This is a genomic window from Micromonospora sp. AMSO31t (assembly GCF_008868175.1).
Taxonomy (GTDB): domain Bacteria; phylum Actinomycetota; class Actinomycetes; order Mycobacteriales; family Micromonosporaceae; genus Micromonospora.
Genome location: NZ_WBKT01000015.1, coordinates 1 through 17,133, shown reverse-complemented (window position 1 = coordinate 17,133; position 17,133 = coordinate 1). Strand labels below are relative to the sequence as shown.

10 protein-coding genes are annotated in these 17,133 nt (G+C 73.4%); 5 read left to right on the top strand and 5 right to left on the bottom strand.

Annotated elements, in window-relative coordinates; translation table 11 throughout:
* Positions 1–11: 11 nt before the first annotated feature.
* Positions 12–3,656: a transcription-repair coupling factor gene (gene mfd, locus F8274_RS05825; RefSeq protein ID WP_151461244.1), complete on the bottom strand. Its 3,645-nt coding sequence runs from the start codon at positions 3,654–3,656 to the stop codon at positions 12–14.
* Positions 3,657–3,820: 164 nt separating this feature from the next.
* Between mfd and F8274_RS05820 the strand changes: the two genes are divergently transcribed.
* Positions 3,821–4,729 (top strand): cyclase family protein, encoded by a 909-nt coding sequence (locus F8274_RS05820; protein WP_151461243.1) that lies wholly within the window; start codon positions 3,821–3,823, stop codon positions 4,727–4,729.
* A 55-nt stretch (positions 4,730–4,784) separates the two neighbouring features.
* Here F8274_RS05820 and F8274_RS05815 read toward each other — a convergent pair whose 3' ends face one another.
* Entirely contained in the window at positions 4,785–5,825 is a 1,041-nt protein-coding gene (locus F8274_RS05815) for a S66 peptidase family protein (RefSeq protein ID WP_151461242.1), read from the bottom strand.
* Positions 5,826–5,909: 84 nt separating this feature from the next.
* On the opposite strand from F8274_RS05815, the gene F8274_RS05810 reads away from it, so the two are divergent.
* Complete coding sequence (locus F8274_RS05810; protein WP_151461241.1) at positions 5,910–6,959, top strand: hypothetical protein; 1,050 nt, start codon at positions 5,910–5,912, stop codon at positions 6,957–6,959.
* Positions 6,960–7,082: 123 nt separating this feature from the next.
* Positions 7,083–9,869, top strand: a complete 2,787-nt coding sequence (ppc, locus tag F8274_RS05805) for a phosphoenolpyruvate carboxylase (protein WP_151461240.1) — start codon at positions 7,083–7,085, stop codon at positions 9,867–9,869.
* 60 nt (positions 9,870–9,929) lie between these two features.
* Here the strand turns inward: ppc and F8274_RS05800 are convergent, their stop codons facing one another.
* A complete protein-coding gene (locus F8274_RS05800) occupies positions 9,930–10,757 on the bottom strand; it encodes a hypothetical protein (protein WP_151461239.1) in 828 nt (275 codons plus the stop codon).
* Between the two features lie 55 nt (positions 10,758–10,812).
* Here F8274_RS05800 and F8274_RS05795 point away from each other — a divergent pair, with 55 nt between their 5' ends.
* Positions 10,813–11,991, top strand: a complete 1,179-nt coding sequence (locus F8274_RS05795; protein ID WP_151461288.1) for a DNA recombination protein RmuC — start codon at positions 10,813–10,815, stop codon at positions 11,989–11,991.
* Between the two features lie 148 nt (positions 11,992–12,139).
* Positions 12,140–15,448 carry a S8 family serine peptidase gene (locus F8274_RS05790; RefSeq protein ID WP_151461238.1) on the top strand — a complete coding sequence of 1,103 codons (3,309 nt, stop codon included), beginning with the start codon at positions 12,140–12,142 and terminating at the stop codon, positions 15,446–15,448.
* A 79-nt stretch (positions 15,449–15,527) separates the two neighbouring features.
* On the opposite strand, the gene F8274_RS05785 is transcribed toward F8274_RS05790, so the two are convergent.
* Together F8274_RS05785 and F8274_RS05780 are read right to left on the bottom strand one after the other, a co-directional pair.
* Complete coding sequence (locus tag F8274_RS05785; RefSeq protein WP_151461237.1) at positions 15,528–16,001, bottom strand: hypothetical protein; 474 nt, start codon at positions 15,999–16,001, stop codon at positions 15,528–15,530.
* Between the two features lie 41 nt (positions 16,002–16,042).
* Complete coding sequence (locus F8274_RS05780) at positions 16,043–17,029, bottom strand: 4-hydroxy-3-methylbut-2-enyl diphosphate reductase (protein ID WP_151461236.1); 987 nt, start codon at positions 17,027–17,029, stop codon at positions 16,043–16,045.
* Between the last annotated feature and the right edge of the window lie 104 nt (positions 17,030–17,133).

Here is a 17,133-nt window from a genome sequence, read left to right as displayed (position 1 = left end):
CGCCGCCCACCTCACCGCGCCCCCGCCCCCGCCGGCTGCGCCGCCACCGGCTCCCCCAGGACATCGGAGAGGAGCTGGGCACACCACTCCAGCAGCGCCTGGTCGCGCAGCGGCTCGCCGCCGACCCGGCGGGTGCTCGGCCGGGGCACGCTGACCTGGTCGAGCGCCTGCTTGTAGACCGAGTCCGGGTGGTAGCGCTTGAGCCGCAGCTGCTTCGAGTCGGGCAGCGGCAGCGGCCCGAACCGGATGTGCTTGCCCTGCATCGACACGTCGGTGAGCCCGTAGCGCCGGGCCAGCAGCCGGAACCGGGCCACCGCGACCAGGTTCTGCACCGGCGCGGGCGGCTCGCCGTAGCGGTCGGTCATCTCGGCGACCACCTCGCGCAGCCGCTCGGAGTCGCGGGCCTCGGCCAGCTTGCGGTACATCTCCAGCCGCAGCCGCTCCACGCTCACGTAGTCGTGCGGCAGGTGCGCGTCGATGGGCAGGTCGACCTTGACCTCGGTCTCCTCCTCCGTGTGCTCACCCTTGAACGCGGAGACCGCCTCACCGACCATCCGGACGTAGAGGTCGAAGCCGACGCCCTCGATGTGCCCGGACTGCTCGCCGCCGAGCAGGTTGCCGGCGCCCCGGATCTCCAGGTCCTTCATGGCCACGTACATGCCGGCGCCCAGCTCGGTGTGCTGGGCGATGGTGGCCAGCCGCTCGTGCGCGTTCTCCGTGAGCGGCTTGTCCGACGGGTAGAGGAAGTAGGCGTACGCCCGCTCCCGGCCCCGGCCCACCCGGCCGCGGATCTGGTGGAGCTGGGCCAGGCCGAGCAGGTCGGCCCGCTCGACGATGAGGGTGTTGGCGTTGGGGATGTCGATGCCGGACTCCACGATCGTGGTGCAGACCAGGACGTCGAACTCCTTCTCCCAGAAGCCGACCATCACCTTCTCGAGCGCTTCCTCGCCCATCTGGCCGTGCGCCACCGCGACCCGGGCCTCGGGCACCAGCTCGCGGATCCGGCGGGCCGCCTTGTCGATCGACTCGACCCGGTTGTGCAGGTAGAAGACCTGCCCGTCGCGGAGCAGCTCGCGGTGGATGGACGCGGCCACCTGCCGGTCGTCGTACGCCCCGACGAAGGTCAGCACCGGGTGCCGCTCCTCGGGCGGGGTGGCGATCGTCGACATCTCCCGGATGCCGGTGATCGCCATCTCCAGGGTGCGCGGGATCGGGGTGGCCGACATGGCCAGCACGTCGACCGACGCGCGCAGCGTCTTCAGGTGCTCCTTGTGCTCGACGCCGAAGCGCTGCTCCTCGTCGATGACGACCAGCCCGAGCTGCTTGAACCGGGTGGCCGACTGGAGCAGCCGGTGGGTGCCGATGACGATGTCGACGGTGCCGTCGGCGACCATCTCCAGCGTCCGCTCGGTCTCCTTGGGCGTCTGGAAGCGGGAGAGCTGCCGGATGCTGATCGGGAACTGGCTCATCCGCTCGGCGAAGGTGTTGTAGTGCTGCTGCACCAGCAGGGTGGTGGGCACCAGCACGGCCACCTGCTTGCCGTCCTGCACGGCCTTGAACGCCGCCCGGACCGCGATCTCGGTCTTGCCGTAGCCGACGTCGCCGCAGATCAGCCGGTCCATCGGGACGGTCTGCTCCATGTCCCGCTTGACCTCCTCGATGGCGGCCATCTGGTCGGGCGTCTCCTGCCAGGGGAAGGCGTCCTCCAGCTCACGCTGCCAGGGGGTGTCCGGGCCGAACGAGTGCCCCTTGGACGCCTTGCGGGCGGCGTAGAGCTGGATGAGCTGCGCGGCGATCTCGCGGACCGCCTTGCGGGCGCGGGCCTTGGACTTCTGCCAGTCCGAGCCGCCCATCTTGTGCAGGGTGGGCTGCTCGCCGCCGACGTAGCGGGAGAGCTGGTCGAGCTGGTCGGTGGGGACGAAGAGGCGGTCGCCGGGCTGGCCACGCTTGCTCGGCGCGTACTCGATCACCAGGTATTCCCGGCTGGCGCCGTTGACGGTGCGCTGGACCAGCTCGACGTAGCGGCCGATGCCGTGCTGCTCGTGCACCACGTGGTCGCCGGCCTTGAGCTCCAGCGGGTCGATGGTGTTGCGGCGCCGGCTCGGCATCTTGCGCATGTCACGGGTGGAGGTGCCCCGGCCGCCGGTGACGTCGTTGCCGGTGAGCAGCACGAACCGGGACGCCTCGTCGACGAAGCCGGCGGTCAGGCAGCCGCAGGAGACCAGCAGCTCGCCGGGGGTGGGCGCGGCCGGCACCTCCTCGGTGAGCCGGGCGCCGAGGCCGGCGTCGCGGAGCACCTCGACGGCGCGCTGGGCGGGGCCGTGCCCCTCGAAGACGAGCGCGATCGACCAGCCCTCACCGGCCCAGCGCTTGAGGTCGTCGACCACCCGGGCGGTCTCGCCGTGGTAGAGCGGGGCGGGCTGGGCGGCCAGGGTCACCGCGATGGCGTCGTCGGGGGTGACGTCGACCTCGGTCGGCTCGTCCTCCCAGGGCTGCCGGGCGGGCGCGGCGTCGGCCTCGACCAGGCCGAACGGGGCGAGGGTCCACCAGGGCTGGCGCAGGGCGCGGGCCGCCGTGCGCACGTCGGCCAGGGTCCGGAAGGCGGCGGCGCCGAGGTCGACCGGGGCCCGGCCGCCGACCGCGGCCGCGGCCCAGCTCGCCTGCAGGAACTCCTCGGAGGTACGCACCAGGTCGTGCGCCCGGGTGCGGATCCGCTCCGGGTCGCAGAGCAGCACGTGGGTGCCGGCCGGCATGCAGTCGACCAGCAGCTCCATCGAGTCGGCGCCGATCAGCGCCGGGGCGAGGGACTCCATGCCCTCGACCGGGATGCCCTCGGCCAGCTTGTCGAGGATCTCGGCCAGTTCGGGGTGCTCCCGCCCGAGCGCGGCGGCGCGCTCCCGCACGCCCGGGGTGAGGAGCAGTTCGCGACAGGGCGGCGCCCAGAGCTGCGGGACGCCCTCGATGGTGCGCTGGTCGGCGACGGCGAAGGTGCGGATCTCCTCGACCTCGTCGCCCCAGAACTCGACCCGGGACGGGTGCTCGTCGGTGGGCGGGAAGACGTCCAGGATGCCGCCGCGCACGGCGAACTCGCCGCGCTTGGTGACCAGGTCGACCCGGGCGTACGCCATGTCGATGAGCCGGCGGGCGACCTCCTCCAGGTCCGCCTCGTCGCCGGCGGCGAGCTGCACCGGCTCCAGGTCGCCGAGCCCCTTGAGCTGCGGCTGGAGCAGTGAGCGGACGGGGGCCACGACCACCCGCAGCGGGCCGGTGCGCCCGTGCGCGTCGGCCGAGCCGGGGTGGGCCAGCCGGCGCAGCACGGCCAGCCGCCGCCCGACGGTGTCGGAGCGGGGCGAGAGCCGCTCGTGCGGCAGCGTCTCCCAGGACGGGAAGACCGCCACCTGCTCCGGCGGCAGCAGGCTGCCCAGCGCGGAGGCCAGGTCGTCGGCCTCCCGGGTGGTGGCCGTCACCGCCAGCACGGGACGGCCCGCGCCGCCGGCCGACTCGTCGGCCGCGACGGCGGCGACGGCGAACGGCCGCAGCGCGGCGGGGGCGGTGAGATCGAGGCCGTCGACCTGGGCGGCACCGGAGCGCGCCAGGTCACGCGCCCGGGCCAGCCCGGGGTCGGCCAGGGCGGCGGAGAAGAGTCCGGTGAGCATCAGCGATCACTTCCAGGAGGTCGACGCACGGCGACGACCCCTCGTCCAGCCGGACGGGGGGTGCACCGTTCGAGACTATCCCGCTGCGCGGACATTCCGGGCCGCAGCCGGTGCGCCGACATGGATCTTGACGGGGGCCGGGGCCCCATGGTGCGGTGAGGCGCATGACGGGTGAGTACCGCGCGGTCTTCGACGCCGAGGTGATCTTCGCGAACGGCGGCGGGCTGCGGACCGACGGATTCCGGCTGGACATCCCGGGGCCGGAGATCACCGACGACGAACTGGCCGCGCTCCTCGTGCGGCACCTCGGCCTGCTCATGGTCGGCGAGGTGCGGATCACCAACCGGACCGTCGTGGAGGAGCCCCACAAGGGCGGTCGCGGGGTGGCCGCCCCGGCGGCCGGCGGGCGGCGCCTCGTCGAGCTCAGCCACGTGGTCACCGACGGCATGATCACCCTGCCCGGCTGGCAGCCGCCCCGGATCACCGACTGGCTGACCCGCGAGGCGTCCCGGGAGCGGTACGCGCCGGGCGTCGAGTTCCACGTGGCCCGGATCGACATGATCGCCAACACCGGCACCTACGTGGACGCCCCGGCGCACCGCTGGGCGGACGGCCCCGACCTGACCGGCGTCCCGCTGGATCGCCTCGCCGACCTGCCCGGGGTGGTGGTGCGCGTACCGGCCGGCACCCGGGCGGTGGACCGGCTGCTCCTCGCCCCGTACGAGGTGGCCGGCCGGGCGGTGCTGCTGCACACCGGCTGGGACAGGCACTTCGGCACCGACCGGTACGCCGGCCCCGATGCGCCCTACCTGACCGCCGACGGCGCCGACTGGCTGGTCGAGGCGGGAGCGGCGCTGGTCGGCATCGACTCGATCAACATCGACGACATGACCCCCGCGGCGGCCGGTGAGCGCCCGGCCCACAGTGCCCTGCTCGCCGCCGGCATCCCGATCGTGGAACACCTGACCAACCTGACGGCCTTACCCCCGGAAGGCTTCCGCTTCACGGCCGCCCCGCCGCGCGTGGCCGGCATGGGCACCTTCCCGGTCCGCGCCTTCGCCGCCATCGACTGAGAGATCTTGGTATGAGGTGGCCCCTCTGGGGGCCGTTTCCTACCAAGATCGCCTCTCAGTAGCGGACCGCGATGCGGCGATTGGCCGCGTCGACGCGGATCTCGCCGCCGTACGGGATGATCAGCTGCGGGTCGGTGTGGCCGAGGTCGACGTCGAAGACCACCACCGGGTCGTCGGCGTACGGCGCGAGGGCCCGGAGGATCGCTTCCCGCTGCGCCTCGCCCCAGGCCCGGCGCTCGTCCAGGGTGTGCGGCCGGTCGAAGTCCCACGCCTTGGGACGGCCGACCACGATCGCCGGGAAGCCGGCGAGCAGCCCGCGCTCGCCGAGGTTACGCACGATCCGGAAGACCTCCTGTGCGCCGGGCAGCTCGTTGGACGTCTCGACGATCAGCACCGATCCGGCCAGCTCGGCCGCCGAGGGCACCCGGTCGGTGGCCAGCAACCAGTGCACGATCTCCAGGCAGCCGCCCCAGGTGCGCCCCTGGACCACCCGGGCCGGCCCGTGCCAGCGCCAGCCCTCGCCGGGGAACATCACCGGCTCGTCGGCGAGCGTCGCCGGGTCCCGCCAGTCGCGCGGCTCGTCGCCCCACTCGGGCGCGGGAGCCAGCTCGTACCAGCCGGAGGTGAACAGCGCCGCGCGCAGCGAGTCGACGGTCAGCGGGTGCGGCGCGCCGGACCGGCCGAGGTGCACCAGCACCGACCCGCCGTGGTAGGCGACGATCCCCAGCCGGTGAAGGTGGTTGAGGACGTTGGTGTTGTCGGAGTAGCCGTAGTAGGGCTTCGGGTTGGCCCGTAGCACCGCGTCGTCCAGGAACGGCGTGACGGTGATCAGGTCGTCCCCGCCGACCGTGGCGAGCACGGCGGTGATGCTGGGGTCGGCGAAGGCGGCGGTCAGGTCGCGCGCCCGGTCCCGCGGGTCGGCCCCCAGCTGCCGGGTGGTCGGGTACTCCACCGGCTCCAGCCCGAACTCCTCGCGGAGCCGGCGCAGGCCCAGCTCGTGGACGTGCGGGAAGAGGCCCGGCAGGCCGGCGGAGGGCGAGACGACCGCGACCCGGTCGCCGGGCTTCGGCTTCGGGGGATAGCTGGGCAGCACCATGATCCGAAGCTATCGGTCCGGGCCAGCGAATTCCGCCCGGAGAAAGCGCCCGAGCCGGGCATATGCGGGCAATAGGCTGAGCGCGTGGACGAGGCGCAGCGGAACCTTCCGGTACGCGACTGGCTGCCCCGGACGGCGGCGCTGCTGCTCGGCACGCTGGCCCTGGCCACCGCGTTCATCGCCGCCTACGTGGGCGCGCTGCACCAGCCCCGGCCCCACGACGTGCCCGTCGGGGTCGTCCTCGGCGACCAGCGCGCGCAGGCCGTGCTGGCCGCCGTCCGCCAGCGCACCGACAAGATCGAACCCATCGAGTACGACGACCCGGGCGCCGCCGACGACGCCCTGACGGGCCGCGAGGTGTACGGCGTGCTCACCTCCAGCCCCGACAACGGGTTGCGCCTGGCCACCGCCAGCGCCTCCGCCCCGGTCGCCACCGAACTGGTGACCCAGCTGCTCGGCCAGGCCGCCCAGCAGGCGCACCTGCCGATCCAGGTCACCGACGAGGTGCCGGTCGAGTCGACCGACCCGCGCGGGCTGGTCCCGTTCTACCTGGCGGTCGGCCTCGTGCTGGGCGGCTACCTGGCCTCCACCGCGCTGGGCCTGAGCACCGGCACCGCCCCGGTGAGCCTGCCCCGGGCCGGGCTGCGGATCGCCGCCCTGGCCGTCTACTCAGTCGTGCTGGGCGTCGTCGGCGCCACCGTCGTGGGCCCGGTGCTCGACGTCTGGCACCACGACATCCCGGCCGTCGCGGCGGTCGGCGCGCTGGCCGTCTTCGCCGCCGCCATGGTCGCCAGCGCCGTGCAGGCATGGCTCGGGCTGCTCGGCACCGGCCTCGTGATCCTGCTGCTGGTGGTGCTCGGCAACCCCGGGTCGGGCGGCATCTACGCCCCCGAGTTCCTGCCGGCCTGGATGCGCGGCATGCACCGGTGGAACCTCCCCGGCCTGACCACCGACCTGATCAAGTCGGCGGTCTACTTCGACCGCCGCTCGATGGGCTGGACGCTGTCCGGGCTCGCCCTCTGGGCGTTGCTCGGGCTCCTCGGGCTGGTCACCGCGACGATCTTCCGGGCGCACCGGCGCGCGGTCCGGGCCGGCCGCGCCCGCCCGGACACCGCCGGCGGGCCACCCGGCTGAGCCGGTCGGCCGGTCCCAGAATGCAGATCGTCACGCGATCCCCCTCCTTCGGCCGGGGCTCGCGCGGATACCATCCAGGGAGTCGGACAGCGCTGTCCTTCGTACTCGCGTAAGGAGCGCACCGTGACCGACCAGCACGACCACGACGGCCCCGACGCCGCTCTCCGGGCCGACATCCGCCGCCTCGGCACGCTGCTCGGGCAGACCCTCGCCCGGCAGGAGGGCCGCCCCCTGCTCGACCTGGTGGAGGAGATCCGCGCCCAGGTCCGCTCCGACCCGCCGGCCGCCGCCCAGCGCCTCGCCGGGCTCGACGTCACCACCGGCACGAAGCTGGCCCGGGCCTTCTCCACCTACTTCCACCTGGCCAACATCACCGAGCAGGTGCACCGGGCCCGCGACCTGCGCCGGCGGCGGGCCATGCACGGCGGCTGGCTGGACCAGGCGGCCAAGATGATCGCCGAGCGTGGGGTGCCGGCCGAGGAGATCGCCGCCGCGGCCCGCCGGCTCGCGGTACGCCCGGTCTTCACGGCCCACCCCACCGAGGCGGCCCGCCGGTCCATCCTGTCGAAGCTGCGCGCGGTCGCCGACGAGCTGGACGCCGAGACCGCCAACGCGATCCTCTACGGCGCCAGCGACGAGGGGCCGGCCAACCGGCGCCTGGCCGAGCTGCTCGACCTCATGTGGCAGACCGACGAGCTGCGGCTGGACCGGCCGGACCCGACCGACGAGGCCCGCAACGCCATCTACTACCTGCGGGACCTGCACGCCGAGGCCGCCCCGCAGGTCCTCGACGACCTCGCCGACACGCTGCGCACCCTTGGCGTGGAGACCTCGCCGACCGCCCGCCCGCTGACCTTCGGCACCTGGATCGGCGGCGACCGGGACGGCAACCCGTTCGTCACCCCGACGGTCACCCGCGAGGTGCTGCGCATCCAGCACGAGCACGGCATCGCGGCCACCGAGAAGGCCATGGACGAGCTGATCAACGAGGTCAGCGTCTCCCGCCGGCTGCGCGCGGTCTCCCTCGACCTGTCCGCCAGCCTCGCCGCCGACCTGGACGCGCTGCCCGAGGTGGCGCCCCGGTTCCGGCGGGTCAACGCCGAGGAGCCCTACCGGCTCAAGGCGCGGTGCGTGAAGGCGAAGCTGGCCAACACCCGGGAGCGGCTGCGCGCCGGCACCCCGCACGTGCCGGGGCGGGACTACCGCGGCTCGGCCGAGCTGATCGCCGACCTGGAGCTGCTGCGCGCCTCCCTGGCCCGCAACTCCGGGCAGCTCACCGCCGTGGGCCGGCTGGCCTCCACCATCCGCACGGTCTCCGCGTTCGGGCTGCACCTCGCCACCATGGACGTCCGGGAGCACGCCGAGAAGCACCACGAGGTGCTCGCCCAGCTCTACGCGGCGGTCGGCGAGGTCTCCGACTACCCGTCGCTCACCCGGCTGGAGCGCACCAAGCTGCTCGCCGACGAGCTGACCGGCCGGCGGCCCCTCTCCACCCAGGACAGCCCGCTCACCGAGAGCGCGCAGAAGACCTTCGACGTGTTCGGGACGATCCGGGACGCGCAGGACCGGTTCGGCGCCGAGGTGATCGAGTCGTACATCATCTCGATGACGCTGGGCGTGGACGACGTGCTCGCCGCGGTGGTGCTGGCCCGCGAGGCCGGGCTGGTCGACGTGCACAGCGGCCGGGCCCGGATCGGGATCGTGCCGCTGCTGGAGACCCCGGGCGAGCTGAACGCCGGCGGCGAACTGCTCGACGAGCTGCTCTCCCTGCCGGCCTACCGCGCCCTCGTCGCGGCCCGCGGCGACGTGCAGGAGGTGATGCTGGGCTACTCGGACTCCAACAAGGAGGCCGGCATCACCACGAGCCAGTGGTCCATCCACCGCGCCCAGCGCGCGCTGCGGGACGTGGCGGCGCGGCACGGCGTACACCTGCGGCTCTTCCACGGCCGGGGCGGCACGGTCGGCCGGGGCGGCGGCCCCACCCACGAGGCGGTCCTGGCCCAGCCGTACGGCACGCTCGACGGCGCGATCAAGGTGACCGAGCAGGGCGAGGTCATCTCCGACAAGTACACGCTGCCCGCGCTGGCCCGGGAGAACCTGGAGCTGACCGTGGCGGCGGTGCTCCAGGCGACGCTGCTGCACACGGCGCCCCGGCAGCCGGCCGAGATGCTGGAGCGCTGGGACGCGACCATGGACGTGGTCTCCGAGTCGGCCTTTCGGTCCTACCGGTCGCTGGTCGAGGACCCGGACCTGCCCGCCTACTTCTGGGCCTCCACCCCGACCGAGCTGCTCGGCGCGCTCAACATCGGCTCCCGGCCGGCGAAGCGGCCGAACACCGGCGCCGGGCTCTCCGGCCTGCGGGCCATCCCCTGGGTGTTCGGCTGGACGCAGACCCGGCAGATCGTGCCCGGCTGGTTCGGTGTGGGCTCCGGGCTGGCCGCCGCGCGCGCGGCCGGGCTGGAGGACGTGCTGGCCGAGATGAACCGGAACTGGCACTTCTTCCGCACGTTCCTGTCGAACGTCGAGATGATGCTGACCAAGACCGACCTCACCATCGCCCGGCGCTACGTGGAGACCCTGGTCCCCAAGAAGCTGCACCCGATCTTCGCCAAGATCGAGCAGGAGTACGAGCTGACCAAGCAGGAGGTGCTGGCGGTCACCGCCTCGCCCGCCCTGCTGGACAACTCACCCGTGCTCCAGCGCACCCTCGCCGTACGGGACACCTACCTGGAGCCGCTGCACCACCTCCAGGTGGCCCTGCTGCAGCAGTACCGGGACTCCGGCGCCGCGGGCCGTGCGGTGGCCACCGCGCCGGGCGGGCGCCGCGCCCCGAACGACGGCACGGCGCTGGAGCGGGCGCTGCTCACCACGGTCAACGGCATCGCCGCCGGCATGCGCAACACCGGCTGACCAGGGTCGACGACGAAGGCCCCGGTCCCGCCGACCGGGGCCTTCGTCCTCCCGGGCGCGCTACCAGTCGCCGCCGCCGAAATCGCCGCCGCCGAAGTCCCCGCCGCCGAAGTCCCCGCCGCCGAAATCGCCGGCGGCGTAGTCACCCTGGTCGGCGAAGTCCTGGCCCTGGTCGCCGAAGTCCTGACCCTGGTCGCCACCCTGGTCCCCACCCTGGTCGCCACCCTGGTCCTGGCCGTCGTTGAAGCCCTCCTGGTAGCCGGCCTCGTAGCCGTAGCCCGGGTCGGCGAAGGCGGGCGAGAAGAGCGCGTCGGCGATCAGGATGCCGCCGAGCACGCCGGCCCCGGTGCCCAGCGCCGTCTTCCACCACGGCGTCGAGTACCAGCCGGCCGGCACCGGGCGGCCCTGCCAGTTTCCGCCCGGATAGTAGTAGGGAGTCTGGTTTCCCGGCTGGGGGCCGGCCCGGTAGGTCTGCCCCTGCACGTTGACCTCGCGCTCCTTGGTGAGCATGCCCGCGCCACGCGCGGCGGCCAGCGGCGGCAGCTCCGGGCCCGGGTCGATGCCCATGGCGGTGCGCGCCGCCCGGATGTACGCCAGCCCCTCCAGCGCGGTCTCCCGGGCCAGGGCGAACTGGTGCGGGGTGCCCGCCTGCTCCAGCTGGGAGCCGGCCGCGTTGTAGCGCTCACCGGCGTCGGCCAGCGCCTGGCGGACCGCCGGGGCGTCCCCGTGCAGGTTCATGAGCTGCCCGCCGAGCCGCTCGTACCAGCGCTGCGCCTCAGCGCGGGCGTCGGCCAGCTCGGTGGCCCGCCGGGACCTGCTCCCCCACCGCCAGAACACCAGGGCACCTCCGAGCATCAGGATCAAGACCACCCACAGGGCAACCTCCATGACCTCGAACGTACCCAGCGGGCGCACGTCGTACCCGTTTGGCAAGCTCTTCGGCATGAGCTTCTCGACGCTGGCCGTGGTGGTGCTCTGCCTCGCCGCGGGCGGCGCGGTGGGCTGGCTGGCCGCCCGGTCGCGCTCGGCGACCGAGATCGCCCGGCTGGAGGCGACCCTGGCCGCCACCCGGGAGGGCGAGGGGCGGCTGGAGCAGTCCATGCGGGCGCTCAGCTACGAGGCGACCGCGCAGTCCCAGGAGGCGGTGGCCCGGGCGGTGGCCCCGCTGCACGACACCCTGCGCCGCTACGAGCAGCGGGTCGCCGAGCTGGAGCGCGACCGGGTCGACGCCTACGCCGAGCTGCGCGAACAGGTGCGGTCGATGAGCGCGGTCTCCGGCGAGCTGCGCACCGAGACCAAGCAGCTCGTCGCGGCGCTGCGCGCCCCGCAGGTCCGCGGCCGCTGGGGTGAGCACCAGCTCCGCCGGATCGTCGAGGCGGCCGGCATGTTGGAGCACTGCGACTTCAACGAGCAGGTCACCGCCGCCACCGACCACCAGGGGGTCCGCCCTGACCTGGTGGTCCGGCTGCACGGCGGCCGCACGGTGGTGGTCGACGCCAAGGCGCCCTTCGACGCCTACCTGACCGCGATGGAGGCGCGCGACGAGCGGGGGCGGGACACCCACCTCGACGCGCACGCGCGGCACCTGCGGGCGCACGTCGACGGGTTGGCCGCCAAGACCTACTGGGCGGCGTTCGACCAGACCCCCGACTTCGTGGTGCTGTTCGTTCCCGCCGACCCGTTCCTCGACGTGGCGTTGCAGCGCGATCCGTCGCTGCTGGAGCACGCCTTCGCCCGCAACGTGGTGCTGGCCACGCCGGCCACGCTGGTGGCGCTGCTGCGCACGGTGGCCTACTCGTGGCGGCAGGAGGCGCTGGCGCGCAACGCGGCCACCGTGCACTCGCTGGCCCGCGAGCTCTACGGGCGGCTGTCCACCCTGGGCGACCACGTCGGCAAGCTCGGCGGCGCGCTGGGCGGTGCGGTGACCGCCTACAACCGGGCGGTCGGCTCGCTGGAGGCGCGGGTGCTGGTCAGCGCCCGCAAGCTGGCCGAGTTGGGCGTCTCCGACCAGGAGCTGGCCGCCCCGGCCCAGGTCGAGCTGGCGCCGCGCCAGCCGCAGGCCCCGGAGCTGGTGGAGACCCCGTCCACATCGGTCGAACGGACGGCAGTCATCGACGATTGACACTCACCACGTGACGACGACGGCCGATCGGAGTCACGGAGTGGTCACAACCTACTTCGGAGTAGTGACACCGACAGGGCCAGCCCGAAGGATCGCTGTCACGCGTGCCCTGTCTCCTGAAGGGCCCTGTTCTCTGGAGGAAGAGAACGTGAGTCAACCTCGTAACCGGAGCCGGCGTACCTCCGCCGCGCTCTTCGCCTCGGTCCTGGCGGCCGGCGCCATGACCGTCGGGGGTGGTGCCGCGACCGCGAGCGCAGCCCCCGCCGCCGCCCCCGACGCCTCACAGCCGACCGCCGCCGAGACGCTGGGCGCCCACGACGCCAAGCTGCTCGATGAGGCGGAGGCGAAGCACGCCCCGACCGTCACGCTGATCATCGCCGCCAAGAAGGGCTCGGCCAAGAAGGTCGCCGACGGGCTGGCCGGTCTGGGCGCCACGGTCAGCCAGCGCTACGACCAGGTCGGCTACCTGCTGGCCAAGGTTCCCACCCCGAAGGTCCTCAAGGCCGCGACGCTCCCCGGCGTCTCCGCCGTCGACCTCGACGAGACCATCAAGCTCCCCGACCCGGCCCCCGAGGCCGCCCCGGCCGGCGCGAAGACCGCCAAGCAGGGCGCGACGCTGGCCGGCCCGGGCGCGGACACCGGCGCGGTCAACCCGTACATGCCCACCAACGAGACCGGCGCGGAGGCCTTCAAGGCCGCGCACCCGGAGTGGGACGGCCGCGGCGTCACCATCGGCATCATGGACTCCGGGGTCGACCTGGACCAGCCGGCGCTGCAGACGACCACCACGGGCGAGCGCAAGATCGTCGACTGGGTGACCGCGACCGACCCGCTCGAGGACGCCACCTGGCGCGCGATGATCACCGAGGTGGCGGGCCCCTCCTTCACCACCGGCACCGGCGCCTCCGCCCTCACCTGGACCGCCCCCGCCGGCACCTACCGCTTCAACACCTTCCGCGAGTCGATCACGGCGGGCAGCGACCCGGCCGGCGACGTCAACCGGGACGGCGACACCACCGACTCCTGGGGCATCCTCTACAACCCCGTGAACCACGACATCCGGGTGGACGTCAACCAGAACCGCGACTTCACCGACGACGAGGTGATGCGGCCGTACAAGGAGAAGTTCCAGGTCGGCCACTTCGGCACCGACAACCCGGCCACCGCGGTGCGGGACCAGATGCCGTTCGTCGTCGAATACCGCGAGGACGTCGACACCACCCCGGCCGGCGGCCCCGGCCTGGCCGACTACGTGAACATCGGCATCATCGAGGCCACCCACGGCACCCACGTCGCCGGCATCACCGCCGCCAACGACATGCTGGGCAACAGCGCCTTCGACGGCGCCGCCCCGGGCGCCAAGCTGGTCTCCGCCCGGGCCTGCTCGTGGGGCGGCGGCTGCACGGCCGCAGCGCTCACCACCGGCATGGTGGACCTCGTGGTCAACCGCAAGGTCGACGTGGTCAACATGTCGATCGGCGGCCTGCCGGCGCTCAACGACGGCTCCAACGCGCGCGCCAACCTCTACGACACGCTGATCACCACCTACGGCGTGCAGATGTTCATCTCGGCCGGCAACTCCGGCCCGGGCCTGAACACCGTCGGCGACCCCTCGGTCGCCAGCAACGTGGTCAGCGTGGCCGCCAACATCAGCAAGGACACCTGGCTGGCCAACTACGGCTCGGTCGTCCGCAAGGGCAACGCGCTGTTCAACTTCTCCTCCCGCGGCCCGCGTGAGGACGGCGGCTTCAAGCCCAACGTGACCGCCCCCGGCTCGGCCATCTCCACCGCGCCGACCTGGCAGCCCGGCAACCCGGTCCCCGAGGCCGGCTACCCGCTGCCCCCGGGCTACCAGATGCTGAACGGCACCTCGATGGCCTCGCCGCAGGCCACCGGCGCCGCCGCGCTGCTGCTCTCGGCGGCCAAGGCCACCGACAAGGGCGTCACCCCGGCCGCGCTGCGCCGGGCCATCTACACCTCCGCCAAGCCGCTCGCGGGCGTCCCGACGTACGCGCAGGGCTACGGCATGTTCAACGTGCCGGGCGCGTGGGGCCTGCTCGCCTCGGGCGTGCAGACCCGGACGTACACCTCCGAGGCGCCGGTCTGCACCGAGCTGTCGGGGAACCTGACGAAGTACAACAAGGACTCCGGCCAGTTCGAGCCGAACCCGAACGTGGGCACCGGCATCTACAACCGCTGCGCGGCCGGCAAGGGCGGGCAGAAGGTCAAGGAGAGCCGCTACTACGACGTCAAGCTGACCCGCACGAGCGGCCCGAACAAGGGCCTCAAGCACACCGTCGCGTTCCGCGGCAACGACGGCACCTTCTCGGCCCCGCAGGTCGTGTGGCTGCCGCTGAACAAGACCGTCACCGTCAAGGTGAAGGCCAAGCCGCTGACCGCCGGCGCGCACGGCGCGATCATGACCGTCGACGACGTGTCCACCTCGGTGGTCGACTTCGAGGTCGCCACCGTCGTGGTCGCCTCGAACGCGGTCTCCGCCCCGGCCTACTCCTTCTCCACCGGCGGCTCGGTCGAGCGGAACGGCTTCACCTCGTACTTCGTGACGGTTCCGGAGGGCGCGGGCGCGCTCCAGGTCAACCTCTCCGGCATCGCCACCGGCTCGCAGACCCGGTTCATCGCCATCAACCCGTACGGCGTGCCGGTCGAGAGCACCGCGAGCACCGCCTGCTACACCAACTTCTCCGACGCCGCCGCCTGCAAGCCGCAGGAGCGGGACTACCAGAACCCGATCCGGGGTGTGTGGGAGATCGAGGTCGAGGCCCGGCGCACGTCGCCGGCGCTGGACAACCCGTTCCAGCTGCAGGCGCGGGTGCAGGGCGTCACGGTCGAGCCGGCCGTGGTCGAGCTGCCGTCGGTGACCGCCGGCGCCCCGACCGAGGTGAGCTGGGGCCTGACCAACGCCTTCGGCCCGGTCCAGGTGACCGGCGTCGGCGGCCCGCTGGCCAGCGTGCACGCCGAGCGGCCGAGCATCGCCACGGGCGGTCGCCAGGAATACACGGTGGACGTCCCGGCGGGCGCCACCTCGTTCACCGCGCGGATCGGCAACCCGTCCGACCTGAGCGCCGACCTGGACCTGTCGGTCTTCCTCGGCGCGACCCGGGTGGGCCAGTCGGCCGACGGTGACTCGGAGGAGGCGGTCACCCTGTCCAACCCGGCCGCCGGCACCTACCGGGTGGTCGTGGACGGCTACGCGGTGAGCGACCCGACCACCGCGTACGACTACCGCGACTCGTTCGCGTCCCCGGCGCTGGGTTCGCTCTCCGCCCCCAGCACCCCGCTGTCCCTGGCCAACGGCGCCACCGCCACCCTGACCGGCACGGTGACCGCCAAGTCGGCGCCGGCCGCCGGCCGGGAGCTCTACGGTGACCTGGCCGTCACCACCGTCGAGGGCGCGGTCGTCGGCCGCGGCTCGGTGGAGGTCGGTGCGGTCAACTGACCCGCTGAACCCAGGAGCCCCGCCCCCCGTCCGGGGGGCGGGGCTCCGCCGTTTCCGGCCCGCTGCGCGGGGCGTCGGGTCAGGCCCGGCGGGCGGATTCGACGACGAAGGGGGTGCCCTGCTGGCAGGTGGTCATCATGCCGGGCTCCGAGCGGCCGGTGACCTCGACCCGGGTGCCGGGCTTGAGCAGGTCGCGCGGGCCGCCGATCAGCAGGTGGTCGTCGATCAGCAGGCAGTTCGGCTCGACACCGGCGCGGATCGTCCCGCTGAGCGTGGTGGCGCCGGGGCCGGGCGGCTTCGACGGGCCGCCCTTCCAGGTGGGATTCGGGCGGCTCGGGCCGGGGTCGGGCTGGCTGGTCACGGGGGCGGCTCCTGTCGGGCTGGGGCCGGGATCGGGCTGGCAGGCGGGCCATGTCTCGCACCGCCCGGTGCTGCTGGTCGCCGGGGTGGCCACCGTCGGGCTGGGGCCGCCGGGCTCGCTGCCGGGGCCGGCGCAGGCGGTCAGCGCCACGCCGGCGAGCAGGGCGACGAGCACCGTCCGAGGAGTCTTCATGACCGGTTGGACGTGGTCGGCGGTGGTTTCGTTCCGGCCGGTCAGCCGCGGGCCGCCGCGGCCTTGAGGTCGCGCTTGAGTTCCTGCGGCAGCGAGAAGGTCAGCCGCTCGTTGGCGGTCGTGATCTCCTCGACGTCGGCGAAGCCGCGCTCGGCCAGATGGGCGAGCACCTGCTGGACCAGCTCGTCGGGCACGCTGGCGCCCGAGGTCAGCCCCACGGTGCGGGCTCCCTCCAGCCAGGCGTCGTCGATCTCGTGCGCGAAGTCGACCAGGTGCCCCGCGCGGGCGCCGGCGTCCAGCGCCACCTCGACGAGGCGGACGGAGTTGGAGGAGTTCCGCGAGCCGACCACGATCACCACGTCGCAGTCCGGGGCGATCTCCTTGACCACGTGCTGCCGGTTGGAGGTGGCGTAGCAGATGTCGTCGCTGGGCGGCGACTGGAGCAGCGGCAGCCGCTGCTTGAGCCGGGCCACGGTCTCCAGGGTCTCGTCGACCGAGAGGGTGGTCTGGGAGAGCCAGACGACCTTCTCGGGGTCGCGCACGGTGACCTTGTCGGCGCCGTCCGGGCCGTCCACCAGCTGGATGTGCGCGGGCGCCTCACCGGCGGTGCCGACGACCTCCTCGTGCCCCTCGTGGCCGATGAGCAGGATGTCGTAGTCCTCGGCGGCGAACCGCCGGGCCTCCTGGTGCACCTTCGTGACCAGGGGGCAGGTCGCGTCGATCGCCTTGAGCGAGCGCGCCTTGGCCTGCTCGTAGACCTCGGGGGCCACGCCGTGCGCGGAGAAGATGACGGTGGCGCCCTCCGGCACCTCCTCGTTCTCCTCCACGAAGATCGCGCCCTGGGCCTCCAGCGTCTGCACCACGTGCTTGTTGTGCACGATCTGCTTGCGCACGTAGATGGGAGCGCCGTAGAGCTTCAGCGCCTCCTCGACGGTCTGCACCGCCCGGTCCACGCCCGCGCAGTAGCCGCGGGGCTTGGCCAGGAGCACGCGCTTGCCGGTCCGGGGAGTCGTCTGCGCATCAGTCACCCGACCATCGTACGTGTCTCCCTCGGTCCGGCCGGACTGCGAGCTGTGCCACGTCCGGGGCACGCCCCCGGCTGACGGGGCGTCGTCGGGGGTGGGCCTTAGGG